Annotated in this window: 22 protein-coding genes; 8 read left to right on the top strand and 14 right to left on the bottom strand. The window is 74.1% G+C overall.

What is annotated here, in order from left to right; genetic code table 11:
• On the top strand, window positions 1-1,978 hold a 1,978-nt coding region (locus VR44_RS04665; RefSeq protein ID WP_045946064.1), incomplete at its 5' end, for an acyltransferase domain-containing protein.
• Window positions 1,979-2,095: 117 nt separating this feature from the next.
• Window positions 2,096-5,398, top strand: coding sequence for a non-ribosomal peptide synthetase (locus tag VR44_RS04660; RefSeq protein WP_342669296.1), 3,303 nt, complete (start codon window positions 2,096-2,098; stop codon window positions 5,396-5,398).
• Window positions 5,399-5,511: 113 nt separating this feature from the next.
• Here the strand turns inward: VR44_RS04660 and VR44_RS04655 are convergent, their stop codons facing one another.
• Entirely contained in the window at window positions 5,512-6,273 is a 762-nt protein-coding gene (locus tag VR44_RS04655) for a thioesterase II family protein (protein ID WP_045946063.1), read from the bottom strand.
• A 47-nt stretch (window positions 6,274-6,320) separates the two neighbouring features.
• On the bottom strand, window positions 6,321-7,628 hold the full coding sequence (locus VR44_RS04650) for an aminotransferase-like domain-containing protein (protein ID WP_045946062.1): 1,308 nt from the start codon (window positions 7,626-7,628) through the stop codon (window positions 6,321-6,323).
• Window positions 7,629-7,827: 199 nt separating this feature from the next.
• Between VR44_RS04650 and VR44_RS04645 the strand changes: the two genes are divergently transcribed.
• Together VR44_RS04645 and VR44_RS04640 are read left to right on the top strand one after the other, a co-directional pair.
• Complete coding sequence (locus tag VR44_RS04645) at window positions 7,828-8,637, top strand: alpha/beta fold hydrolase (protein WP_045946061.1); 810 nt, start codon at window positions 7,828-7,830, stop codon at window positions 8,635-8,637.
• Window positions 8,638-8,806: 169 nt separating this feature from the next.
• The gene (locus VR44_RS04640; protein ID WP_045946060.1) at window positions 8,807-10,300 is read left to right on the top strand and encodes an MFS transporter; all 1,494 of its coding nucleotides are present in this window, start codon (window positions 8,807-8,809) and stop codon (window positions 10,298-10,300) included.
• A gap of 123 nt (window positions 10,301-10,423) precedes the next feature.
• Here the strand turns inward: VR44_RS04640 and VR44_RS04635 are convergent, their stop codons facing one another.
• On the bottom strand, window positions 10,424-10,879 hold the full coding sequence (locus tag VR44_RS04635) for a MarR family transcriptional regulator (protein ID WP_045946059.1): 456 nt from the start codon (window positions 10,877-10,879) through the stop codon (window positions 10,424-10,426).
• A gap of 111 nt (window positions 10,880-10,990) precedes the next feature.
• Between VR44_RS04635 and VR44_RS04630 the strand changes: the two genes are divergently transcribed.
• Window positions 10,991-12,445: a DHA2 family efflux MFS transporter permease subunit gene (locus VR44_RS04630; protein ID WP_045946058.1), complete on the top strand. Its 1,455-nt coding sequence runs from the start codon at window positions 10,991-10,993 to the stop codon at window positions 12,443-12,445.
• Between the two features lie 76 nt (window positions 12,446-12,521).
• On the opposite strand, the gene puuE is transcribed toward VR44_RS04630, so the two are convergent.
• Window positions 12,522-13,427, bottom strand: coding sequence for an allantoinase PuuE (puuE, locus tag VR44_RS04625; protein ID WP_045946057.1), 906 nt, complete (start codon window positions 13,425-13,427; stop codon window positions 12,522-12,524).
• Between the two features lie 130 nt (window positions 13,428-13,557).
• Here puuE and VR44_RS04620 point away from each other — a divergent pair, with 130 nt between their 5' ends.
• Window positions 13,558-14,658: an LLM class flavin-dependent oxidoreductase gene (locus tag VR44_RS04620; RefSeq protein ID WP_045946056.1), complete on the top strand. Its 1,101-nt coding sequence runs from the start codon at window positions 13,558-13,560 to the stop codon at window positions 14,656-14,658.
• Window positions 14,655-15,305 carry a CE1759 family FMN reductase gene (locus tag VR44_RS04615; protein ID WP_045946055.1) on the top strand — a complete coding sequence of 217 codons (651 nt, stop codon included), beginning with the start codon at window positions 14,655-14,657 and terminating at the stop codon, window positions 15,303-15,305. Before VR44_RS04620 ends, VR44_RS04615 begins: the two co-directional genes overlap by 4 nt.
• Before the next feature lie 136 nt (window positions 15,306-15,441).
• On the opposite strand, the gene VR44_RS04610 is transcribed toward VR44_RS04615, so the two are convergent.
• The 4 genes from VR44_RS04610 to VR44_RS04595 form a co-directional block, all read right to left on the bottom strand.
• Window positions 15,442-16,026 (bottom strand): TOPRIM nucleotidyl transferase/hydrolase domain-containing protein, encoded by a 585-nt coding sequence (locus tag VR44_RS04610; RefSeq protein ID WP_045946054.1) that lies wholly within the window; start codon window positions 16,024-16,026, stop codon window positions 15,442-15,444.
• Between the two features lie 55 nt (window positions 16,027-16,081).
• A complete protein-coding gene (locus tag VR44_RS04605; RefSeq protein WP_045946053.1) occupies window positions 16,082-16,663 on the bottom strand; it encodes a hypothetical protein in 582 nt (193 codons plus the stop codon).
• Complete coding sequence (locus VR44_RS04600) at window positions 16,660-16,836, bottom strand: hypothetical protein (protein ID WP_157880218.1); 177 nt, start codon at window positions 16,834-16,836, stop codon at window positions 16,660-16,662. The genes VR44_RS04605 and VR44_RS04600 overlap by 4 nt, the downstream gene beginning before the upstream one ends.
• A gap of 538 nt (window positions 16,837-17,374) precedes the next feature.
• Window positions 17,375-17,884, bottom strand: a complete 510-nt coding sequence (locus VR44_RS04595) for a RidA family protein (RefSeq protein ID WP_245691602.1) — start codon at window positions 17,882-17,884, stop codon at window positions 17,375-17,377.
• A 364-nt stretch (window positions 17,885-18,248) separates the two neighbouring features.
• Here VR44_RS04595 and VR44_RS04590 point away from each other — a divergent pair, with 364 nt between their 5' ends.
• Entirely contained in the window at window positions 18,249-18,791 is a 543-nt protein-coding gene (locus tag VR44_RS04590; RefSeq protein WP_045946051.1) for a GNAT family N-acetyltransferase, read from the top strand.
• Between the two features lie 75 nt (window positions 18,792-18,866).
• Here VR44_RS04590 and VR44_RS04585 read toward each other — a convergent pair whose 3' ends face one another.
• The 6 genes from VR44_RS04585 to VR44_RS04560 form a co-directional block, all read right to left on the bottom strand.
• Window positions 18,867-19,238, bottom strand: a complete 372-nt coding sequence (locus VR44_RS04585) for a hypothetical protein (protein ID WP_045946050.1) — start codon at window positions 19,236-19,238, stop codon at window positions 18,867-18,869.
• Window positions 19,239-19,357: 119 nt separating this feature from the next.
• Entirely contained in the window at window positions 19,358-20,779 is a 1,422-nt protein-coding gene (locus VR44_RS04580) for an FAD-dependent oxidoreductase (protein ID WP_045946067.1), read from the bottom strand.
• A gap of 11 nt (window positions 20,780-20,790) precedes the next feature.
• Window positions 20,791-21,984, bottom strand: a complete 1,194-nt coding sequence (locus VR44_RS04575) for an MAB_1171c family putative transporter (RefSeq protein ID WP_052713459.1) — start codon at window positions 21,982-21,984, stop codon at window positions 20,791-20,793.
• Window positions 21,981-23,153: an MAB_1171c family putative transporter gene (locus VR44_RS04570; RefSeq protein ID WP_045946049.1), complete on the bottom strand. Its 1,173-nt coding sequence runs from the start codon at window positions 23,151-23,153 to the stop codon at window positions 21,981-21,983. Before VR44_RS04570 ends, VR44_RS04575 begins: the two co-directional genes overlap by 4 nt.
• Before the next feature lie 2 nt (window positions 23,154-23,155).
• On the bottom strand, window positions 23,156-23,749 hold the full coding sequence (locus tag VR44_RS04565) for a toxin-antitoxin system, toxin component (RefSeq protein ID WP_245691601.1): 594 nt from the start codon (window positions 23,747-23,749) through the stop codon (window positions 23,156-23,158).
• A gap of 168 nt (window positions 23,750-23,917) precedes the next feature.
• Window positions 23,918-24,616, bottom strand: coding sequence for a helix-turn-helix domain-containing protein (locus VR44_RS04560; protein ID WP_045946048.1), 699 nt, complete (start codon window positions 24,614-24,616; stop codon window positions 23,918-23,920).
• Between the last annotated feature and the right edge of the window lie 207 nt (window positions 24,617-24,823).

Raw genomic sequence — 24,823 nt, 5'->3', positions numbered from 1 at the left:
GGGGCACGCCCAGGCCGCCGCCGGCGTCGCCGGGGTCATCAAGGCCGTGATGGCCCTGCGCCACCGGTACCTGCCCCGGACCCTCCACGTGGGCGAGCCCTCCCGGCACGTCGACTGGTCCTCCGGCGGGGTCGAACTGCTCGTGGAGGGCCGGGAGTGGACCCGGCCCGACGGTCCGCGGCGGGCCGGGGTGTCCTCGTTCGGGGTCAGCGGCACCAACGCCCACGTGATCCTGGAGGAGGCCCCGCAGGAGCCGGCGCCCGAGCCCGCCGCGGGGCCGGAGGTCGCCGGGGGATTGGTGCCCTGGGCGCTCTCCGGCAAGAGCGCGGCCGCCCTGCGGGGGCAGGCGGCCCGGCTGCGCGCCTTCCTCGACGCCGACTCGGACGCCGACCTCGCCGCCGTCGGCGCCTCCCTGGTGGCGCACCGGTCGCGGTTCGAGCACCGCGCGGTGGTGCTGGGCCGCGGCCGCGAGGGCCTGCTGGACGCGCTGGCCGCACTGGCCGGCGGCGCCGAGTCCCCCGCGGTGGTGCGCGGGACGGCCGCGCAGCCCGGCGGCATCGCCTTCGTGTTCCCCGGGCAGGGATCGCAGTGGGTGGGCATGGGCCGGCAGCTGTACGACACCTTCCCGGTCTTCGCCCGGCACCTGGACGACTGCGCGGCCGCCCTGTCCGAATGGGCCGACTGGTCGCTGCTCGACGTGGTGCGCGGCGTGGAGGGGGCGCCGTCCCTGGACCGGGTGGACGTGGTCCAGCCGGCGCTGTTCGCGATGATGGTCTCCCTGGCCGGCCTGTGGCGCTCCTGGGGCGTGGAACCGGGCGCGGTGGTGGGGCACAGCCAGGGCGAGATCGCCGCCGCCTGCGTGAGCGGCGCGCTGTCCCTGCGGGACGCCGCCCGGGTCGTCGCCCTGCGCAGCAAGGCCCTGGTGGACCTGATCGGGCACGGCGGGATGGCCTCGGTCGCCGAGTCCGCGGACCTCGTGGCGCAGCGCCTCGCCCCGTGGAACGGCCGGCTGGGCGTCGCCGTCGTCAACGGGCCCCGCTCGGTGGTCGTCTCCGGGGAGCCGGACGCACTGGACGAGTTCGTCGAGAAGATGAAGGCCGACGGGGTCCAGGCCCGGCGGATCGCCGTGGACTACGCCTCCCACTCCCACCACGTGGCCCGGGTCCGCGAGCAGGTGACCGGCCCGCTCGCCGGGGTGCGCCCGCGGCCGTCTGCGGTCCCCTTCTGCTCGACCCTGTACGGCGAGGTCATCGACACCGCACGGCTGGACGCCGAGTACTGGTACGACAACCTCCGCGAAAAGGTGCTTTTCGAATCCTCCGTCCGGGGGCTGGCCGACGACGGCTTCCGGGTGTTCATCGAGATGAGCCCGCACCCGGTGCTGACCGTCCCCGTCCAGGAGATCGTCGAGGACCTCGACGACGCGCTGGTCCTGTCCTCCTCGCGGCGCGACCGAGACGAGGTGGAGTCCGTCCTGGGCTCACTGGCCGGACTCCACGTCCGCGGCGGTTCCGTGGACTGGAGCGCCCTGTTCGGGGAGCGCCCGCGGGCGGACCTCCCCACGTACGCCTTCCAGCGCCGGCCGTACTGGCTGGCCTCCACGCCCACGGCCGCGCCGGCGCCCGTGGCGGAGCGGGCGGAGGTCCCGGCCGCGGACCCGGCCGCCGGCGGGGAGCACGCCGTCCCCCTGCCGGAGCGGCTCGCCGCCCTCTCCGAGGAGGACGCGCGGGCGCTCGTGCTCGAACACGTCCTGGAGAAGGTCGCCGTCGTCCTCGGACACGCCTCCAGCGCCTCGGTCGACCCCGACCAGGAGTTCAAGGAGATCGGGTTCGACTCCCTGCTGTCCGCGGAGCTGAGCAAGCGTCTGACCGCCTCGACCGGACTGAAGCTCCGGGCGAACCTGGTGCTGCGCCAGCCCTCGCCGAGGCGCATCGCCGGGCACATCGCGGCCTCGCTGGCCACGGCCGCACCGAGCTGATCCCGCGGCGGCCGGGCCGCGCGGGCGCTGTCCCGCCGGCGGGACGCCCCGGGCCCGGCGGCGGCCCGTCCCGCCCGGCACCCAGGTGTCTTGAACGGCCGGACCGCTTCCCCGAAGGTGGGGGAGATCCGCGAGTTCCGCCGATTCCCGGGCCTGTCTGCTGAGGGGTTGATCTGTGTGCCTTCGTTCGGTGTGTCGTCCGCGCACGAAGGGATGTGGCGGGCGCAGAAGATGGCGCCCGACACGCCCAACCACGCGCTGACCATGTGGGACGTGGCCGGCGGGCTGGACGGGGAGGCCATCCGCTCCGCGTTCCTGCACGTGATGGCCGAGGCGGAGGTCCTGCGCGTCAACTTCGTCGACGAGGGCGCCGGACTGCGGCTGGTCCCCCGGGACCTGGGGGACTGGCAGCCGTTCCTCCTCGACCTCACCGCCGAGGCCGACCCCGAACGGGCCGCCCGCGAAGCCCTGGCCGAGATGGTCCGCCAACCCTTCGACCTGGAGCGGGACCTGCTGTTCCGGCTCGGCGTCGTCAGGCTCGCCGCGGACCGCTCCCTCCTGGTGATCGCCTACCACCACCTCATCTCCGACGGCTTCGGCGCCGGCGGCCTGCTCTCGCGGCGGCTCGCCGAGGTGTACACCGCGCTGGTGCGCGGGGAACGGGTGCCGGAGCCGGCGCACCCGTGGGACGTGGAGTCCTTCGCGGCCGAGGCGGTGGAGTACCTCTCCTCCCCCCGCTTCACCGAGGACACCGCCTTCTGGCGCGACTACCTGCGGGACGCCCCCGCGCCCGCGCAGGTCCCGCGCGTCGCCCTCTCCGACGCGCAGCGCGCCGTGCTCTGCGAGCCGCTGAGCAGCGCCGACCGCTGGTCGGAAGTGGCCGAGACCATCGGCATGGTGAGCCGGACGCTGACCGTTCCGCGCGCCGAGGCGGACACCTGGACCGAGGCCGCGCGGTCCATGGGCGTGTGGACCTCGCAGCTGCTGACCGCCGCCGCGGCCGTCTTCCTGCGGCACCGCTGCGACCGGCCGGAGTTCCTGTTCTCCCTGGCCGTGAGCAACCGGGTCGGGGTGGCGAGCCGGACGCCGGGCCTGGCCGTGAACGTGGTCCCGGTCCGCGCGAAGGTGCCGCTCGGTGCCACCTTCGCCGAGGTCGCCGAGACCCTCGCCGACGAGACCTACGAGATCTTCGACCACACCGCCTGCCACTACTCGGACATCCAGCGCGCCGCCGGAACCGTGCTGAGCGGCCGCGGCAGCTTCGGCGCCGTCGTGAACGTCGTCGAGTTCGCGGAGCAGCTCCACTTCGGCGACAGCCCGGCACGCTACTCCGGCGCGACGACGGGCACCTTCGAGGAGCTGTCGATCGGCGTCTACACCGACGGGAGCGCCGACAGCGACCTGTACGTCCGGCTCGACGCCCCCGCCGGCCTCTACCACCGCGCGGAACTCCGCTTCATCGGCGAGGAGCTGATCGCCTACGTCCGTGCCGCCGTGGCCGGCGCCGACCGGCCGGTCGGCGCCCTGGACGCGGTGGCCGCCGCCGGACGGGACCAGCTGCCGGCGGCCCCGGCCACCACGGCCGGCCCCGACGCCACGGACGACCCGGACGCACCCGGTGCGGAAGCGACCATTCCGGAGCTGTTCGCCCAGCAGGTCCGGCGGGACCCCGACGCCCTCGCGCTCGTCTCCGGCGACCTGGCGCTCTCCTACCGCGAACTGGACGCACGCGCCTCCCGCCTGGCCGGAGCGCTGCACCGGCTGGGCGTCGGGCCCGAGACGGTCGTGGCGGTCGCGCTGCCCCGCTCGGCGGACCTGGCCGTCGCCCTGCTGGGCGTGGTGAAGGCGGGCGGGGCCTACCTGCCGCTCGACCCGGCCGCCCCGGCCGGGCGGACCGCTGAACTGGCCGCCGCCGCCTCGGCGCGCCTCCTGCTCACCGGCGCTCCCGCCGCGCTCCCGGACGCCCCCGGCCTGCCGGTGGCCGTGTTCGAGGAGCTCCTCTCCCAGGCCGGCGCCCCCGTACCGCAGGACGCGCCCGCGCCGCGCCCGGCCGGCCTGCTGGCCGTGCTGCCCGGCTCCGCAGTGCTGCCCGGCTCCGCACCGGCCGGCGGGGCCGCCGTCGCCCTGACGCACCGCGGCCTGGCACGGTTTGTCCATGAGCGCCGGCGGACCGGCCGCGGCACCGTGCTGTGGCACGCCCCGCACACCGGCCCCGCCCTCGCCCTCGAACTCTGGGCGCCCCTGCTGAACGGCGGCCGGGTGGTCGTCGCTCCCCCCGGCGGACTCGACGTCGACACCCTCGCCGAGGCGTGCGAGCGCGACGGGATCTCCACGGTGTGGCTGCCCGCGGGCCTGTTCTCGGCGGTCGCGGCGGACCGCCCCGAACGCCTCGCCGGGCTGCGCGAGGTGTGGACCGGCGGCGACCGCGCACCCGCGGCCGCGCTGCGCCGGGTCCGCGAGGCCTGCCCCGGCCTGACGATCGTCCACGGCCACGGCCCGGTGGAGACCACCGTGTTCGCCGCCGGCCACGTGCTGGCCGCCGGCGAACCGGTGCGCCACGCGGGCGCGGTCGGCCGCCCGGCGGACGGCGCCGCCCTGCACGTCCTCGGGCCGGGCCTCACGCCCGTCCCGGTCGGCGTCGTCGGCGAGCTGTACGTGGCCGGACCCGGCGTGGCCCGGGGCTATCCGGGGCGGGCCGCACTGACGGCCGAGCGCTTCGTGCCCTGCCCCGCCGGTCCGCCCGGCGCGCTGATGTACCGGACCGGGGACCGGGTGCGGTGGGGCAGCGACGGCCTCCTGGAGTACGTGGGCGCGTCAGGCACCCGGGCGGAGGTGCGCGGCGTCCGGGTCGAACTGGCCGAGATCGAGGAGGTGCTCGCCGAGCACACCGGGCTGGCGCGGTCCGCGGCGGCCGTCCGGCAGGACGGCGCGGGCCGCCAGCAGCTGGTGGCCTACGTGGTCCCGGTGCCCGGCCGGACCGTATCGGCCGAGGAACTGCGCCGGTTCGCCGCCGGATGGCTGCCGGAGTCCCTGGTGCCCTCCGTGTTCACCGTCCTCGACGGCCTGCCGGTGACGGCGGACGGGAGGCTGGACCGGGCGGCGCTGCCGGAGCCCGAGTCCGCCGCCGGGACCTACCGGGCACCGCGCAACGACACCGAACGCGTGCTCGCCGAGGCGTTCGCCGAGGTGCTGGAGCTCGACCGGGTGGGCATCGACGACGACTTCTTCGACCTCGGCGGCAACTCCCTGCGGGCCATCCGGCTGGTCGGCCTGATCAGGGCGGAGCTGAACCAGGAGGTGTCCATCCGCAGGCTGTTCGCGGCGCGCACCGTCACCGGTCTGTCCGACATGTGGAAGGACCTCGCCCGCTCCAGCCGGCCGAGCCTGCGCAGGAGGACGAAGGACGGCGCCGTCCTCTGACCGGGGCCCGGGCCGGCCGGTTCCGGCCGGCCACCGGGCCCCGGACACACGGCGGACGGGCCGGGGGATCCCGCAGGATCCCCCGGCCCGTCCGTCGTCTCCGGTGGGGATGGTCAGAAGGCGAAGGCCCGGGCGAGCAGACCCTCGGTGACGGCCGAGGCGACCGGGCCCAGCTGGTCCTGGAGGTAGAAGTGGCCGCCGGGGAAGACCTCCAGGGCGCATCCGCCCGTGGTGTGCTCCCGCCACGCCCAGGCCTCCCCGACCGTCACCATCGGGTCCCGGTCCCCGACCAGGGCCGTCACCGGGGAGGCGAGCGGCCCGCCACCGCGCCAGACGTACGTGCCGACGGCCCGGTAGTCCGCGCGCAGCGCCGGCAGCACCATCTCCAGCACCTCGGGGTTGTCCAGCAGCCCCTGGTCGGTGCCGCTCAGCCCGCGCACCTCCGCCAGCACGTCGGCGTCCTCGAAGCGCAGGTAGTGGGCGCCGGAACGGGTGTCCGGCGCGCCCCGGCCGGAGACGAACAGCCGCTGAGGGCCGGGGAGTCCGGCCCCTTCGAGGCGGCGGGCCGTCTCGAACGCGACGAGCGCGCCCATGCTGTGGCCGAACAGGGCGTACGGCCGTCCCGGGTCGGCGGCCAGGCCCCGGGCCAGTTCCCCGGCCACCGCCTCGACCAGCGGCTCCAGGTCCGTGAACGGCGTCTCCTCGAACCGGTCCTGACGGCCCGGGTACTGCACGGAGACCACGTCGAGCTCCCCGTCCAGCGCGTGCGCCAGGGGCTTGTACGCCGTCGCCGAGCCCCCCGCGTGGGGGAAGCACACCAGCCGCGGACCGTGCCCCGCGTCCGCGGTGTAGCGCCGGAACCAGGTGCTGTTCACTGTCGTGTCCCTTCGTCTGGCGGTCGCCCCCACGGGTCCCGCCCCGGTCAGACCGCTTCCGGTGCGAGCGCGCGCCGCCCCGCCGTGCGGCCGGGGCCCGCGGCCGCGGAGGCGTGCGCGAGGGCCGGTTCGGCCTCCAGGACGGCGGCCAGCCGGCGGACGCCCTCGCGGATCCGCTCCGGCGTGGGGTAGCAGTAGGACAGCCGCATCCGGCGGCTGCCCAGCCCGTTGGTGTAGAACCCGGTGCCCGGGGCGTACGCCACCCGCGCGGCCACCGCCCGCGGCAGCATCGCCTTCGTGTCCACGCCCTCGGGCACCTTCACCCACACGTAGAACCCGCCGTCCGGCTCGGTCCACGTGCATCCCGGCGGCAGGTACTCCTCCAAGGCGTCGAGCATGGCGTCGCGGCGCTCGCGGTAGATCTCCCGGAAGGACTCGATCCGGCCCCGCCAGTCCTGCGTGGCCAGGTAGCGCGAGACGATCATCTGGTTCAGCGTGGGCGGGCACAGCATGGCCGACTCCGCCGCCAGCACCAGTTTCTCCCGCACCGGGTGCGGCGCCAGCACCCAGCCGACCCGCAGGCCGGGGGCGAAGGTCTTCGAGAACGAGCCCAGGTAGACCACGTTCTCCGGGTCCAGGGAGTGCAGCGCGGGGCGGACGCGGCCGTCGAAGCCGAGCAGCCCGTACGGGTTGTCCTCGACCACCAGCACGCCGGACGCGCGGCAGATCTCCAGGACCTCCGCCCGCCGTCCGGCCGCCAGCGTCACCCCGGACGGGTTGTGGAAGTTCGGCACCGTGTACAGCAGTTTCACCCGCCGCCCGGCGTTCCTGGCCTGCCGCAGCGCCGCCCGCAGCCCGTCCGGCACCAGCCCGTGCCCGTCCACGGGCACGTGCACCACCTCCGCCTGGTAGGCGGCGAAGGAGCCCAGCGCGCCGACGTACGAGGGGCCTTCGGCTACCACCACGTCACCCGGATCGCAGAACAGCCGGGCCACCAGGTCCAGGCCCATCTGCGAGCCGACCGTCACCACGACGTCGTCCGGACGGGCGGCGACGCCCTCCAGCGCCATCACCTCGCAGATCTGCTCCCGCAGCAGGGGCAGGCCGTGCGCCGAGGCGTACTGCAGCGCCGTCAGGCCCTCCTCGGCGATGATCCGCGCGCTCTGGGCCGCGAGTTCCTCCAGCGGCAGCGCGGCGAGATGCGGCATCCCGCCGGCCAGCGAGACCACCTCCGGCCGGCTGGCCACCGCGAACAGCGCCCGGATCTCCGAGGCCGTCATGCCCGCGGTGCGGGCGGCGTACCGGCCGAGGTGCGGGTCGGGGCCGCCGCGGTCGTCCTGCGGACAGTGACCCATCGCGTTCCCCCACCCCTCGTCCGGCCTTGGCGGACAGCATCGGAGCCCGGGCTCGTGACCTCCTCAATTCCCTCTCGGCCCGCACCGGCAGCGATTCATACGGCTGTATTGGACGATCGTATTGAACAACTGTCATAGACATGCGTATAGTCGATCTCGGCAAGCCCGCCCACCCCGATCCGATCCAGGGAGCCCCGACATGAACGCCGTCGCCGCCGCCACCGCCCAGCCGACCCGCGCCACCCTGACCGTCGACGGCCGCGCCCTCTCCTACCTGGACTTCGGCGGCACGGGCCGCCCCCTGGTCGCCCTCCACGGCCACCTCTCCGAGGGCGCCTCCTTCACGGCCCTGGCCGCCGCCCTCGGCCCCGAGTGGCGGGTGATCGCCCCCGACCAGCGCGGCCACGGCGACTCCGACCGCGCCCCCGAGTACACCCGTGCCGGCTACCTCGCCGACCTCGTCGCCCTCCTCGACCACCTCGGCATCGACCGGGCGGTCTTCCTCGGCCACTCCCTCGGCGCGGTCAACGCGTACCACCTGGCCGCCGAACGCCCGGAGCTGGTCGAGGCGCTGATCGACGTCGACACCGCCGCCGACCTGCCCGACCACGGCGCGAGCCCCCTCGCCTTCGTGCTGGACTTCCCCTACACGGCGCCCACCCGCGAGGAACTCGCCGCCTCCTGCGGCCCCCTCGCCGCCGTCCTCGGGCCGGTGCTGCGCCCGCTGTCCGACGGCTCCGGCTGGAGGCTGCCCTTCCACCCCCAGGACACGGTCGACTCCGAGACGCTGGTCCACGGCGACCACTGGCGGCAGTGGCTCGCCACCGACTGCCCCGCCCTCCTGATCCACGGCCTGCGCAGCCAGGTCCTGCCCGAGGAGCAGGCCCGGGCCATGACCGCCCGCCGCCCCCGCACGGCCTACCGGGCCCTGGACACCGACCACTTCGTCCAGCAGGCCGACCCCGAGGGCTTCGCCGCCGCGGTCCGGGAGTTCCTCGCCACCGTCTGACCCGCCCTCACCACCACCCGCCCTCCGGCCCGTTCGGGCCGGAGGGCCTTTGTGCGTACAGGGAAAGGCTCTTGCGAACACCGTTCCATCATGCGTACGGTGTTCGCATCAAGCAACGCCGTACGCCGCTCGGGCGCCGGCCCGCCGAGGAAACCGAGAGGGAACCACCATGGAAACCCGCAATCCACGCCGTTGGTGGATCCTGATCGTGCTGTGCCTGAGCTCGCTGGTCCTCGTCGTCGACTCCATGGCGCTGACCGTCGCGGTCCCGTCCATGACCGCCGACCTCGGAGCGAGCGCCCAGGACACCCAGTGGATCCTCGACTCCTACGTCCTGGTCTTCGCCGGCCTCCTGCTCACCTCCGGCAGCCTCGGCGACCGGTTCGGCCGCCGCCGGATCATGCTGATCGGCCTGCTGCTCTTCGGTGCCGCCTCGCTCGCCGCGAGCTTCGCCGCCGACCCCGCCCAAGTCATCGCCGTACGCGTCGTCATGGGCGTCGGCGGCGCGCTGATCATGCCCTCCACCCTCTCCATCCTCATCACCGTCTTCGACGACGAGGAGCGGCCGAAGGCCATGGCCGCCTGGGGTTCCGTCGCCATGCTCGGCCTGGTCGGCAGCCCCGTCCTCGGCGGCGTCCTGATCGACCGGTTCTCCTGGCAGTCGATCTTCCTGATCAACGTCCCCGTCGTCGTCCTCGCCGTGGTCGCCGCCCTCACCCTGATGCCGGAGTCCAAGGGCCCCTGGAAGAAGCCCGATCCGCTGGGCGCCGTCCTGTCCGCCACCGGAATGACCGCCCTGGTCTGGTGGATCATCGAGATCCCGCAGCACGGCGCCTTCGGCGGCCGCTCCGCCCTCACCCTCGCCGTCGCCGTCGTCGCCCTCGCAGGCTTCGTGCTCTGGGAGCGGAGCACCGACTCCCCGATGGTCCCCCTGTTCCTCTTCGGGAACCGCAACTTCAGCGGCGGCTCGCTCTCGCTGACCCTCGTCCAGATCGGCAACGGCGGCCTGCTGCTGGTCCTCACCCAGTACCTGCAGTTCGTCCTCGGCTACTCGCCCCTCAAGGCGGGCCTCGCCTTCGTGCCGCTGGCCGTCGCCGCCCTCATCGGCAACGGCGCCGGCGCCGGCCTCGCCGCCCGGATCGGCAACCGCCCCCTGATCCTGGCCGGCATGCTCGTGATGGCCTCCTCCTTCGCCCTCCTGACCACCGTCACCGCCGACACCGGCTTCACCGTCCCGGCCGTCGCCCTCGGCCTCCTCGGCCTCGGCGCGGGCCTGGCCATGCCGGCCGCGGTCGGCGCCCTGATGGGCACCATCCCCGAGGAGCACGCCGGCGTCGGCTCGGCCCTCAACGACACCATCCAGCAGGCCGGCACCGCCCTCGGCATCGCGATCCTCGGCTCCCTGCTCACCAGCGGCTACACGGCGAAGATGCCCGCCGACGCCCCCGCCGGGGCCCGGCACTCCCTCGCCGGCGCCCTGGCCGCCGCCCCCGGTGACAGCGGCCTGCTGCGCACCGCCCGCGAGGCCTTCACCTCGGCGATGGCCACCACCTTCACCCTCAGCGCCGCCGGCCTCCTCGCCGCCGCCCTGCTGGCCACGGTGGTCATGCGCGACAGGAAGCCCGCCCCCACCCCGCAGCCCGAACCCGAACCCGCCGTCTGACCCCGCCCCCCCGACACCCCGGAGGCCGGCACCCCGACAGGGGCGCCGGCCTCCGCGCCGTCCCGCCCGCCCCCTGGGCGAGACGCTGCCGGCGACCACCAGGCCGGCCGGTTCGGCTGACCCTCAGCTCTGCAACCGGGTCATGGCCTGCGGCGGAAGGTGACGGGCCAGCACCTCCAGGGCGTCGGCGACCTCCTGGAGGTGCTCGGGGGCGGCTTCGCCCAGGGCGGTGGTGAGGGCGTCCTCGACGCTGCCGGCCCGCACCTGCGCCACCCGGCCGGACACCTCGGGGGCCTGACGGACCAGCATGCGGCGCCGGTCTGCGGGGTCGGGGGCGGTGACGACGGCCCCGGCCTCCTTGAGGCGGGCGACGGCGGTGGAGACCTGGCTCTGGGGCAGGCCGGTGCGGGTGGCGATCTCTCCCACCGCGCTGTCGGCATGGGCGGCCACGTCGCTGGCCACGATGAGGACGGACCGGACGCTCCCGCCGTGGCGGCCTCCGCCCTGGGGTTCGGGCATGGCCCCTTCGCCGATCTTCATCAGGGTGCGCCCCAGCAGGAACAGCTCTACTGCGTTCATGCTCCCAGAATACATCTCGCTAGATACATCGATCTAGATACATCGAAAAAGATGGGTTATTGTCGTCCCCGGACGGCCTGACCGACGGCAACGCAGAAGAAGGAGCGGACCGTGCAGAAGTGGCGAGCGAACCCCTGGGCGGTCCTGGTGACCCTCTCCCTCGGGTTCTTCATGACCCTGCTCGACCTGACGATCGTGAACATCGCGATCCCCGGCATGATGAGCGGCCTCGGGGCCTCGCTCGGCCAGACCCTGTGGGTGGTCAGCGGCTACGCACTGGCCCTCTCCGCGCTGATCATCACCGCCGGCCGGCTCGGCGACCTGCACGGACCCCGCACCCTCTTCGCCGCCGGGCTCGCGGTGTTCACCCTCGCCAGCGTCGGCTGCGGGCTCGCACCCGGCGCCACCGCGCTGATCGCCGCCCGCGTCGTCCAGGGCGTGGGCGCGGCCCTGCTCACCCCTCAGACGATGACCCTCATCGTCTCCGTCTTCCCCGCCGCCCGGCGCGGCACCGCCATGGGCGTCTGGGGCATGGTCGCCGGCCTCGCCACCCTCTCGGGACCCACCCTGGGCGGCATCCTGGTCTCCACCGTCGGCTGGCGCTGGATCTTCCTGGTGAACGTTCCGATCGGCCTCGCCGCGCTCGCCCTGACCTTCCTGGTCGTCCCCGACATCCGGCCCGCCCGCACCCACCGCTTCGACCTCACCGGCGTGCTGCTCTCCGGCGCGGCCCTGTTCTGCCTGGCCTTCGGCCTCCAGGAAGGACAGCACTACCAGTGGGGCGCGGGAATCTGGGCCCTGCTGGCCGCCGGCGCCGCCATGGCCGTCGCCTTCCTGCTGCACCAGCGCCGTCGGCAGGACCGCGAGCCCCTCATCCCCTTCGCCCTCTTCCGGGACCGCAACTTCACCGCGATGACGGCACTGGTCGGCCTGGTCTCCGTGGCCATGCTCGGGCTGGTCCTGCCGTTCAACCTCTACCTGCAGTCCGTCCTCGGCCTCAGCGCGATCAAGGCCGGCCTGGTCCTCGCCCCGTCCTCCCTGGTGTCGATGACCGTAGGACCCTTCGCGGGCCGGCTCGCCGACCGCTTCGGCGGCAAGTACGTCCTGCTGGCCGGACTCGCCTGCTACACCGCGGGCATCGTCGCCATCGCCCTGATCGCCGCACCCGCCACCGCCTGGTACGCCTTCGTCCCCGCCACCCTCGTCACCGGTCTCGGCGTCGGCTGCATCATCGCCCCCATGTCCACCGAGGCCATGCGCCACGTCCCGCCCCACCTGGCCGGTGCCGCCTCCGGGGTCAACAACACGGTCCGGCAGATCGGTTCGGTGGTCGGCGCGGCCGCGGTCGGCGCACTGCTCCAGGGCCGCCTCGCCGCCGAGCTGGCGACCGGCAAGACCTACGCCGTCGCCTTCACCGCGACCCTGCACACCACCGCGGTCCTGCCGGTGCTCGTCCTCGCCGCCGGAGCGGCCGTCTGCCTCCTGCTCCGCGACCACACCCGCAAGCACCGGGCGGCTTCCGCTCCCGCTGCCGCTCCCGCCCCGGCTGCGGCGGCCGCCCGCTGAAGGAACGGCCCGCCCGCAACGGTGCCGGCGCCCCGTCACCGGGGCGCCGGCACCGGCAGGTCTCGTCCCCGCCGGCTCAGTCCGGCGGGTGCGTGGCGAGCCAGTGCCGCGCGATCTGCTCGCGCGTGGCCACCCACCCCCCGCCGAGCTGCGCGACGTGCCTCAGGAACCCGTCGAGCGCCCGGATCCGCCCGGGCCGCCCGATGATCCGGCAGTGCAGGCCGACGCTCATCATGCGCGGCCGGTCGGCCCCCTCCGCGTGCAGCGTGTCGTAGGTGTCGACCAGGTACGCGAGCATGTCGTCGGCGGTGGTGAACCCGTGCACGATCAGGAACTTGAAGTCGTTGGCGTCGAGCCCGTACGGCACCACCAGGTGCGGCCGCCCGCCCGCCGCGGCGTAGAACGGCAGGTCGTCGGAGTAGTCGTCGGAGTCGTACAGGAACCCGCCCTCCTCCGCCACCAGCCGGCGCGTACGGGGACTGGTCCGCCCGGTGTACCAGCCCACGGGCCGGCGCCCGGTGAGCCGCCCGATCGTCTCGACCGTGCGCGCGATGTCGGCCCGCTCGGCCTCCTCGGGCACCTCGCGGTAGTCGATCCACCGCCACCCGTGCCCCGCCACCTCCCAGCCGGCGGCCCCCATGGCCCGTGCCGCGTCGGGATTGCGCTCCAGGGCCCGCCCCACCGCGAACACCGTGAGCGGCACCCCGTGCGCGGAGAGGGTCCGGTGCACCCGCCAGAACCCGGCCCGGGCCCCGTAGGCGAACATCGACTCCACGTTCAGGTCCCGCCCGCCCGCCACCGGCGGCGCGCCCACGATCTCGTGCAGGTACCCCTCGGAGCCGTCGTCCCCCTCCAGGACGCTGCGCTCGCCGCCCTCCTCGTAGTTCAGCACCAGGCTCACGGCGACCCGCGCCCCGCCGGGCCACCTCGCATGCGGCGGCACGGCCCCGTAGCCGACGAGATCCCGCTCAGTCCCGGACACGCCCCGCACCCTACCGCCGCCCCGGCCGCCGGTACGGACGACAGCGCCCTCCCGCACCCCCGGGAATACCCCGGACGCACCCTCCGTTCCCCGGTATAGTTGAAACATAAACAACCTTGGAAGGGGAGCCATGCAGTTCGGGATCTTCACCGTCGGCGACATCACCACCGACCCGACGACCGGACGCGCGCCCGGCGAGCACGAGCGCATCAAGGCCATGCTCGCCATCGCGCAGAAGGCCGAGGAGGTCGGCCTCGACGTCTTCGCCACCGGCGAGCACCACAATCCGCCGTTCGTCCCCTCCTCGCCGACGACCCTGCTCGGCTACCTCGCCGCGCGCACCGAGAACCTGATCCTCTCCACCTCCACGACGCTGATCACCACCAACGACCCGGTGAAGATCGCCGAGGACTTCGCGATGCTCCAGCACGTCGCCGACGGCCGCGTCGACCTGATGCTGGGCCGCGGCAACACCGGCCCGGTCTACCCCTGGTTCGGCAAGGACATCCGCGACGGCATCGACCTCGCCATCGAGAACTACGCCCTCCTGCGCCGCCTCTGGGACGAGGACACCGTCACCTGGAAGGGCAAGTTCCGTACCCCGCTCCAGTCCTTCACCGCCACCCCCCGCCCCCTCGACGGCGTCGCCCCCTTCGTCTGGCACGGCTCCATCCGCTCGCCCGAGATCGCCGAACAGGCCGCCTACTACGGCGACGGCTTCTTCCACAACAACATCTTCTGGCCCGCCTCCCACACCCGGCAGATGGTCAACCTGTACCGCGAGCGCTACGCCCACTACGGGCACGGCACCCCCGAACAGGCCGTCGTCGGCCTCGGCGGCCAGGTCTTCATGCGACGCAACTCCCAGGACGCGGTCCGCGAGTTCCGCCCGTACTTCGACAACGCCCCCGTCTACGGCCACGGCCCCTCCCTGGAGGAGTTCACCTCCCAGACCCCCCTCACCGTCGGATCCCCGCAGCAGGTCATCGAGCGCACCCTCTCCTTCCGCGACTACGCCGGCGACTACCAGCGCCAGCTCTTCCTCGTCGACCACGCCGGCCTGCCCCTGAAGACCGTCCTGGAGCAGCTCGACCTCCTCGGCGAAGAGGTCGTCCCCGTCCTGCGCAAGGAGTTCGCGAACCTCCGCCCCGCCGGCGTCCCGGACGCCCCCACCCACGCGGCCCGCGTCGCGGCCGCGGCGGCCACCGCCCACGAGGAGACCCGCGCATGAAACTCGTCGTCGTCTCCGCGGGCCTGAGCTCCCCCTCCTCGACCCGCCTCCTCGCCGACCGCCTCACGGCCGCGACCCTCGAAGCCGCGGCCGCCCCCGCCCGCCCGGACGCCGGGCCCGAGGTGATCGAACTCCGGGAACTCGCCACGGAGATCGCCCAGCACTTCACCACCGGCTTCCCGTCCGCCCGCCTCGCCGCGGCCCTCGACGCGGTGGCGGCCGCGGACGCCCTGATCGCCGTCACCCCGGTCTTCGCCGGCTCCTACAGCGGCCTGTTCAAGTCCTTCTTCGACCTCCTCGACAAGGACGCCCTCACTGGCACGCCCGTACTCCTCGGCGCGACCGGCGGCACCGCCCGGCACTCCCTGGTCACCGAACACGCCCTGCGGCCCCTCTTCACCTACCTGCGCGCCCTCGTCGTCCCCACCGCCGTGTACGCCGCCTCGGAGGACTGGGGCGAGGAGGGCCTGGCCCGCCGCATCACCCGCGCGGGCACCGAACTCGCCCGCTTCCTGACCCCCCACCCCGTCACCGCCCCGGCCACCGCCCCCCGTTCCCCCACCGGAGCCGTCACCTCCCTGCCGCCGTCCCCGGCGGCCGCGCTCACCCCCTTCGCACAGCGCCTGGCGGCCCTCCAGGCGGGGTAGGGGGTGTCACGGAAGTGCCGCACGGCGCCGCCCCCGGCGCCCGGCACGCTCCCCCAAGCCCTTCGAGGCCCTTCGAGGCCCTTCGAGCAGGGGGCAACCCCGGGGCACGGGAGTCCGTGCCCGCACCGCCGGGCGGCTACAGGCGTCCGATCAGCGCGTCCAGGGGGCCGGGGACGGACGCGGGGTCGAGGGCCCCGGCCAGCAGCCGCCCGTAACGGATCTTCCGCCCGCTCTGCGTACCGAGGAAGCGCCGCATCCGCTGCTCCGGGCTGCGCCCCCGCTGTGCGGGCTGGCGGGTGAAGGTCCGCCAGGGCCCGAGTTCCCCCTCGGCCTCGACGATCTCCTCCACCCTCGCCACGCCCAGCGCCCGGATCAGCTCCTCCTCCAGGTCCTTGACGCAGACGAAGACCTCCTCCAGCGCACGGTCGTAGAAGGGCCGCTCCTGTTCGTCGCACAGCCCGGTGAGGCGCAGCCCCAGGCCCGGCGGCCCCAGGAGCTCGGCGTAGCGCGCGACGTTCGTCGCCCCGCCCATGGACAGCACGCAGATCCCCTCGGCCTCCAGGTCCCTGCCGAGCCTCCGGGCCAGCGCCTCCAGCGCGGCGTGGTCACTGGGCCCCTCCACGAGCACGGCCCCCCGCACTCCAGGGGCCGCCTCCCCGAAGGCACCCCCGCCGGCCGCCGACCGGGCCACGGCCTCCCGGAACTCCCCCATCTCGTCCATGACCCGATTCTGCTCCGGGGCCCACCGCCCCCAACAGGGAATTTCCTCCCGCGTGTCAGCCGTCGGACCCGAGGGGCCGCTTGTAGTACCGCCACGGGAACCATCCCGCACCCACCGGGATCCACCCCTCGTCCTGCATCCGCCGCTGCCGCGCGCCGGACGGGAGGGTGACCCGGCAGTGCTCCCACGGCCGGCCGGACGCCTCCACCGTGTGGAAGAGGGGGCCGTAGCCGACCAGGTGCCAGCCGTCGCGGCCGGCCTCTTCCAGGGCGGTCATCTCGTTGAACGCGGACAGCCCCTTGAGGGTGCGGCGCGCCGGGCCGTCCGTCCCTCCGGCGGCCGGCGCGGCCGCGGCCTTGCTCGCGAACCGCTGCTGGGCGGCCTGACGGCTCACTCCCAGCACCCGGCCCACGGTGTCCCAGGAGTGGCCGGCGGCCCTGGCACCCTGAACGGCCTCGCGCAGCAGCCGGCTCGCCTCCTCGGCACCGACGCGCGAGGCGTCCACCAGCCGCAGGTACCCGTGGGCGTCGTGCTCGAGCGACGCGGCCAGCCCCTCGGGCGCTTCCAGTACGGCCGCGGCGATCCCCTCCCGGATCCGGTCCATCTCCGCGGGGTGGAGCAGCGGTCCGTCACTCATCGGCGCAGCCCCGCGAGCGGCTCGAGCGCGTCGAGCACGGCCTCGTCCCGCCGGGCCCGCTCCCCGGCCTTCGCCCGGGTGACGGCCCCCGCCCAGGCCAGCACCCCGAGCCCCGCCACCACGAGGACGACGGAGACGACACCCCCGAGCCGGTCACCGAACAAGAACGCCACCACGAACAACATCACGGGGACCGGCATCACGGCGGCCAAGGACACATCGGACGAAGTCCGACTCGACTTCAAGATCGACATCATGCGTCAAGGAAACCTTGACACCCCTCACTTGTCAAGAATCCCTTGACGCCAAGAGTCGACATCAGAACCGGAACCGGATCCGGTCGACCGCATTGCCCTAGACCTAGGGCCCGGTCTTCTTCTGCGAGCCCCTCAGCTCCGACCGCCAGGACATCATCGTCCTCTGGGTCCGCTACTGACCGGAAAAGCCCTGCCCGACCGTACTCGTCTGCCGCGCAACGGGAGCCCGTCCCGCGGCAGACGGAAGGCCCCCCACGCCGGTGGAGGGCCTTCGCCGCCCGAGTGCTCGGACGCATGCGCACATGTCCGCCGAGCCGGAGCTCAGGGCCGCCGTACGGGGCCCGGATCCTCCGGCCGTGTCCTGCTCCATGGGGTGTGTCGCGGCTCCCGTACTCGGCGGAGCCGCCGTCGTGCGCTGAGCGGCCGCGCGGCGGTCACCGCGCGGCCCGCTCGGTCAGGAGCGCGGCTTCACCAGCGCGACGGCCTCGATCTCCACCAGCTGGTCGGGGAAGGCCAGGTCACTGACGCCGAGGATGGTGTCGGTCGTCTTGTGGTTGCCGTTGTACTCCTTGTGCAGCCGCGCCGCCGTGTCGAAGTTCTTGCGCAGGTCCTTGGTGTAGATCTTCATGCTGACGATCTGGCTGCGCGGGATCTTGTAGTGCGCGAGCACCTTGTCCAGGTTGGCGAACGACTGGCGCACCTGCTTCTCGAAGTCGCCCACCCCCACGATGTTCCCGGCCGCGTCGTGCGACAGCTGACCCGAGATGTAGACCGTGTCACCGGCCCTGATGGCCTGCGAGTACCCGTAGGAATCCTCCCACGGCACCCCGAACCCGAAGTGGTCCCAGCCCCGGCGCGACTGGTCCTGCGCACTCGCCCCCTGCGGTCCCACGACGGTGATCATCACGGCCACCAACGCGGCCACCATGGCGGCGATGCCGAACTTGCGCCTTGACTTGGTCATTTCCTGCATCCTTTCGTCCCCAGTGGAGCCTGGCGCAACGACGTTGCCACGGCCCGAGCGAGAATCCCTCGAAGCGGAATCGAAGGGCGGTCGCGACCCGCCACGCGGACCGGGGCAAACTGGCCGGAGCCGGAAGAGGCGGACAGGATTCCGGCCGGCCCCTGACCCGTCGGCGGACATGGCCCCCGCGCCCCGTCGGCCCGAGGCACTGGGCCTCGCCCGTTACCATGCCGTCGTCCTCGGATTCACCGGTCAGGGAGCGCACACCCGTTGGCTGGACCACTCCACGGGAAATCCACGCGTGCGCCCGCCCCGCCCCCGGGTATCTTGCCTTGTCCCGAACAGGCCAGAGAGGTCCTCCAGCATGAGCAGCTCCACGTCGTCCCTGCCCGAGCGCATCGAACTGCCGGGGGAGGGGCTTGTCCTGCGCGACTGGGCGGAGGGGGACCTCGCCGCGATGCCCGAGCTGTTCGACCACCCCGACATCGCGTACTGGACGCCGATCGTCTCGCCCTTCGACGAAGCGGCCGCCCGCGCACGGCTCGTCCGGGCCCGGCAGCTGCGCCAGGAGGGCACCACCATCCTCCTCGCCATCACCGTCGACGGCGGCGCCCCGCTCGGCGAGGTCATGCTGCGCCGCGCCCCCGAGGGCACGGAGATCGGCTACGCGGTGGGCCCCGCGCACCGGGGGCAGGGCCTGGCGGCCCGGGCGGTGCGGGTGATGGCCGCGTACGCCTTCGAGCAGTGGGGCGTGCGGCAGGTGATCCTGGAACTGGAGGCCGAGAACGCCGCCAGCGTCGCCGTGGCCGGCAAGGCGGGGTTCCGACTGCTCGACGTACCGCCGATCACGGGCGAGGAGAAGGGCCGGCCGTACGTCCTGCAGACCTGGGGCCTGGACCGGCCCTGACCGCTGTCACGGTCCGCCGGCCGTCCCCGGCGGCCGCTTGGGGGGAGCCGGCGGGCCGGGGCCGGGCTCACCGCCTCAGGCCGCCCCGTCACAGTTCTTCCGCCTGCCCCGGCCCTTCGCAGCCGGCTTCGCCGCCTCCTGGCGCCAGGCCGAAGGGGAGCCGGCCGTGCGGGCCGTGCTGGTCGCGGCGATGGCGATGAGCTGGTCGTCCATCTCGTCGGCCTGGGCGCGCAGGATGCTCGCGACCGTCCGCATCGTGTCCTCGTCCAGACGGACCGGGGTCGTCCGGTCTCCGGCCGTCCAGGCGCCCCCGTCGGACCGGGCGTGCAGGTCGAAGGTCCGTGCCATGTCGCGGAGGATCGCGGTGACGTCCTGGGCCGCCACGTAGAACTGCCCGTCGGCGCCGCGCCGCACGGGGGTCTCCGCGTCCGTGTGCCGCCAGCCCATCTTCCTCACCCCACTGCGATCACGCCCCACCAGGCGGTGCGTCTCTGCCCGGTCCCATCTTGCTCCCCCCGGGTCCCGCCGGCGAAGGGATCGGGGGAGCTGGCGCGTCGGAGCGCCGGTCACCCGCGGCCGCCGCCGACGAGCGCCAGCTCCCGCGCCGTCAGGGGCGGCCCGCTCAGCGGCGGGTACCGCGGCCCCCGTACGGCCCCCAGCAGGACGCGCGGCCTGACCAGCGAGGTCAGCGGAGCCTGGAGCGAGGTGACGTCGGTGAGGTCCTCCACCATGCTGAACCTCCCGCAGCTCGTCCTCACCAGACGGTCCACGTACCTGGCGAGGACCCGGTCCCGCAGTCCCGGAGCGCCGCCCTGGACCTCCGGGTAGAACACGTCCTGCCCCATGGCCAGTTCCCAGGCCGCCCCGACCGGCTTCGCCATGGCCCGCTGGACGCGCCGCGCCAACCCCGGGGCATCCACACCGCGCAGCCCGGCCTCCTCGCGCAGGACGGCGGCCGTCTGCGCCGCGACGGACATGCCGTGCCCGTACAGGGGGTTGAACGCCGCGAGGGCGTCGCCCAGGACGACGAACCGTTCGGGCCAGTCCCGTACCCGCTCGAAGTACCGCCGGGTGTTGCGGGTGCTCCTGCTGAGCGAAACGCCGGTGAGCGGTTCGAGGCGGGAGATGATCTCCCCGACGACGGGGTGGCGGAGCCCGCGCGGGAACGCCGCGAAGCCCTCGGCGTCACCGGTCGGGGCACCGGCCCTGGTTCCCGTCTGCGTGACGATCCACCGCCCGCCCTCCACCGGCAGGATGCTCGCGCTCTGCCCGGGCCGCCCGCTGCGGGGATCCGACTGCACGCTGACGATGGGGAACCCCTCGGCTCCCTCCGGGGCGCGGAACACCCGTGTCGCGTACACCAGGCCGAGGTCCAGGGAGCGCTCGGGCGCGGGGCGCACCCCCAGCGACTCAAGGTGGCGCTGCGCCCGCGAGGCGCGTCCGCTCGCGTCGACCACGAAGTCGGCCTCCAGGACCGTCTCTCGGCCGTCCGCCCCGCGCACCCGTACCCCGGTGACCCGGGACGCGCTGCCGGTCAGGCCCTCGACCCGGGTGCGCTGCAGGACCGTGACCCCCTCTGCGCCCAGGACGTGGTCGCGTACGACGGAGTCCAGGAGGTCGCGGCTGCATCCCAGGACGAAGTGGGTCTCGCGGTCCCAGCGTCTCAGCCAGCCCTGGGAGGTGAGCGCGACCATGCCCGTCGGGGTCGGGATGCGGTTCGCGCCGGCGGCCAGCCAGCGGGCGGTGATCCCGGGCAGGACCGCTTCGGCGGCCCGTACGCCGCCGCTCCAGAGCATGTGCGCGTGGCGCGCCTGGGGAAGCCCCTTGCGGGGGAGCGGCCCGTCGGGCAGCTCGTCGGCCTCGACGACGAGGACCTCGTCGACGGCGCCCCGCAGCGCGGCGGCGGCCAGCATCCCCGCCGTCCCCCCGCCGATGACGAGCGCGCGCCGGCGGACCGTCCGTGCGGGAGCGGTACACGGACCGTTCATGGCACCGCCGTTCATGACACCGCCCTCTGCGGGGCCGCCGACGTGCCGTCCTCGCTCCGGCGGCCGTGGTGGGCGCCGGTGAGACCGCCGCGGGGCGTCAGGAGCCGCACCGCGTCGGAGAGGCACAGGAGTCCTTCCTCACTGTCGATCAGGCCCTGGACCCCGCCGGCGCCGGCGCCGCCGGGACGGGCCCCCAGCGAGTCGAACGCGGCGACGACGAGTGCGGCGTGCGCCGCGGCCTCCGGCTTCAGCGCGCCCGGGCCCGCCGCGGGCCCGGGCGCGTCCGTCAGCGGGACCCTTTCCAGGTAGGGGGCGAGGAGCCGCAGCCCGTCCCGGATGTCGCACGTCCGCCGCAGGTGGCGCCTGCTCAGCGAGGACCACGGGGGGATCCGCACCAGCTCGTACGGGATGACCACGCGCATGACCTCCCACAGGGGCCGCAGCCGCTGGTACCGCGACCACCGCTTCCACTGGTTGCGCAGGCTCCCGCCGACGGCGGGGAGGGCGAACCCGACGCACTGCAGCAGCGAGGAGAGGGCGGCCATGGAAGGGGCCACCGTCGTGCTGATCCCGTCCCAGTCGTGGCCGGTCCAGCGGGCGCCGACGGCGACGAGCTTGCCCACGGTGTAACCGAGCCCCAGGACCCCTCCGGTCCCGATGAGGACGAGCCCGGCGCGCAGCAGACCGGTCACCTCGCGCGCCCAGCGCCTGCACAGGACCGACAGGACGGCCGTCGCCACCGCGTGGGCGACGAGGTAGAGGACGATCATCTCGCGCAGGTAGGGGCTGGTGGAGTAGTACGTGTCGAAGTCCCGGAGCCGCTCGACGGGAGCGTTGCCGAGGGCGAACAGGGCGAGGAGCGCCACGATCACCGCCCCGTAGACCCCGGCGCACCAGAGGGCGGCCGCACGGCGCCGTTCCTCGGGCCCGCCCTGCCAGGTCAGCATCAGGTTGATGACGCAGGCGCTCCCGGCGGTGACGACGGCATAGACCAGCGGAGCCGAGAAGTTGGCGACGCCGGTGAGCGCGTTCACCTCGGACACCGTCGGCGGCGCGGCGAAGAAGAAGACCACCGCGCCGAGCGGGATCACCACGCCCACGGAACGGACCAGCGGATCACGCCAGTGCCGCACGAGCCCGGGCACCCTGAGCACGAAGGAGACCAGCAGCAGGAGGGCGGGGAGGTAGTAGTAGACACTGCTCAACGTGCGGCCCCCTCGGCTGCCGGACCGGCGACGGCCCTCTTCGAGGTGTGCACGAGCGCCTGCGAGATGCGGATCAGGTCGCGGTCCTTGCCCGCCGGTTCCTGAAGGGTCCGCGAGGAGGCGATCACCCGTCGCTCGGGGTCGGCGCGCATCGTCTCCACCGCGGCGAGGACCATGGCGGCGTCCGCGCCGGCCTCCGCGTGGTCGGCGGTGGCGCCGCGGGCCACCGCTTCGGCCAGTGCGCGGGCCCGGAGGCCGAGGTCGAAGTAGGGGTTCAGGGTGAGCAGTCCGTCGTGGATCAGCGACTCCCGCTGGAGGCGCCGTACGCCCACCGACGCCAGCAGCGGCACGCTGACCGCCGCCGGAGCCGGTGCCAGCCCGCCCACCAGCCGCGAAAGCGGTTCCAGCCGCCGGTAGTGGGTCCAGTCCCGCCAGCGTCCCCGGAAGCGCCGTACCACGATCGGGAGCACCATGCCGATCGCGATGAGGGGAGCGGCCACCGAGGTGCAGGCCCGTGCCACCTCGGTACTGAGGACGTCCCAGTCCGCTCCGGCCCATCGCGCGCCCAGGGCGGTGAACTTGAGGAGACCGAAGCAGATCGCGAGGGCGTAGCCCGTCACCACGAGGGCCAGGCCCGCCCTCAGCTCCCCTCCCACATGGCGCAGCCAGCGCCAGCACAGGGAGGTCATGACGGTCGACGCCGCGGTGTGGCCGACGAGGTAGAGCACGATCATCTCACGCATATACGGGGTGTTGGCGTAGTAGGTGTCCAGGTCGCGCAGCCGCTCGACGGGCGCCTCCGCCAGCGCGAACAGGACGGCGATGGCCGTGCAGAGCGCCCCGTAGGCCGCTATGCACCAGCGGGTGGCCCGCCGGATGCGTTCGGGGGACCCTCCCCGCCAGTTGATGATCAGCACGATGCCCGAGGCCGCGCAGGCCATGGCCCAGAAGTAGTCGAAGGGGGCCGCGGAGTTCGGTACGCCCGTGAGCTCGTTGACCTCGGCGACCACGGGGACGGAGGTGAAGAAGAACACCCCCACCCCCGACAGCAGCATGGCCATGACCGCCCGGAGCAGGGGATCGCGGGGATTGCGCAGCAGACCGGGCAGCCTGAGCAGGGCGGCCACGCCGCCCAGCACGGTGGGGAAGAGAACGGTCGGATCGGGCACGCTCAGCCTCGGATCCCGTGGTTGCAGAGCGCGGCCTCGATCCGGCCGGAGCGGGTGTTCCGGTCGAGCTCGGGGGCGTCGGAGGCGGTCAGGAGGTGGCGTACGGCGTGCGCCAGCTCCAGCCCGTAGCGCTCGGCCGCCCGTTCCTCGCCCCGGTGCCTGCGCGCGGCGGTCCCGTCCTCCTTCAGCAGCACGGGGCTCTGCCGGCCGGCGACCGCCAGCGCCGACGCGACCACCCCCCGCAGATCGGCGTCGTGGTGGAGGAGCCGCGCGGCCACGGCGCCCTCGGAGACGTGCTGGTGGCAGTGCCCGAGCTCAAGGTGGCGCAGTTCGTGCCCGGTGATGACGATCTGGTGTTCGGCGACGGTCCGCTGTTCGACGACGACCAGGTCCCGGTCACCGAGGTCCAGAGCGAGGCCGCTGGCGGTGCCCGGAGGGAAGGAGGTGCTGCGGAACTCGATCCTCCGGCCCCTGCGCCGGCCCATGGCGTCGCAGAGCGCCCGGCAGATCACCTCGGCCGGCACCGGAGACTTCAGATGGCCGATGCCGCCGACCATGGCGCTGACGGACTGCCGTAACTGCCGCTGCTTGAACACGTGACTCCCCAATGCCCTCTTCCGCGGAGGCGGGAACCCGTACCCCGCGCATTCCTCTCGACCCGTCCGTACCGTGCCACGGCGGCCGGCCGCCCGATAAGCCCCCCCGTGCCGGGATGGCCGGCGACGGGCTTCCCCGGCCTCCCGACGCGCGCCGGGAGGCTCGCCTCAGGACCGTTCGCCGGCGGGGCCGGGATCCTGCTCGGCCCCGCCCTCGTCCATGCAGTGGTCCAGGTAGTGGTCGAGCCACTCGAGCAGTCTGGTGCGCCCCCGGTCGGGGAGGAGAGCCGCGCGCAGCGCGATGCCGTCGACGCCGTGCCGCTCGTAGAGACTCGGCCGCCGCCCGGCCCCGGCCGGCGCTGCCGCGAGTGCGTCGCGCTCGCTGCGCTCCCGGTGCTCCTGGAGGAGCGTCTTCTCGACGGCGGCCACGGCGCAGCTCAGGGCCTCGGCGTCCTCCGACTGGAGGAACCCGGCCGGCCGGCCGAAGAACCTCTCCAGCCGTGCGCAGTGGTCCATCGTCGGCCGGCGGTGCCCGCCGAACAGTGCCTGGACCTGCTGCCGGGAGATACCGCTCTCCCGGGCGATCTCCCCGTGCGAGAACTTCCGGCCGTTGTCCTTGCGGCAGGTCTCGTGGAGCAGGTCCAGGCGCTGGCGGAAGCGTTCGTGGATGTCCGGCTCACCGGCCGGCCGCCCTTGCAGGAGCGCCCGGACGACCTCGAGGGGGACCCCGCAAGCGTGATGGAGGGCCTCCGGGCCGAGGATCTCGTCGCGGCTCCGGCCGAGCCCGGCGCCCAGGCGGACGACCCGCTCGACGGCCGCCGCCAGCCGGGGACCGGGGGCGGGCGGCACGGAGAAGGCTTCTGTCACCGGCTGGTCCCCCGCGTCAGGAAGAGCCGTTACGGCGGCCCTTGCTCCGCCGATCCTGCCACGGTTGTGGCAGCCGGACCATGGGTCTTCGGCCGAACTGCCACAGAGGTGGCAGAAACGCAGCCCTTCGGGACACGGCCGGACGGCCTCGCGCACGCGAACGGGCCGCGCACGCGGCCTCCAGTCGGCGAGGTGACGGGACGGAGG

Origin of the sequence: Streptomyces katrae, from assembly GCF_000966975.1 — a bacterium.
Taxonomy (GTDB): domain Bacteria; phylum Actinomycetota; class Actinomycetes; order Streptomycetales; family Streptomycetaceae; genus Streptomyces; species Streptomyces katrae.
Note: the sequence above shows the minus strand (reverse complement) of the source record. Positions and strands in the feature narration are given on the sequence as shown.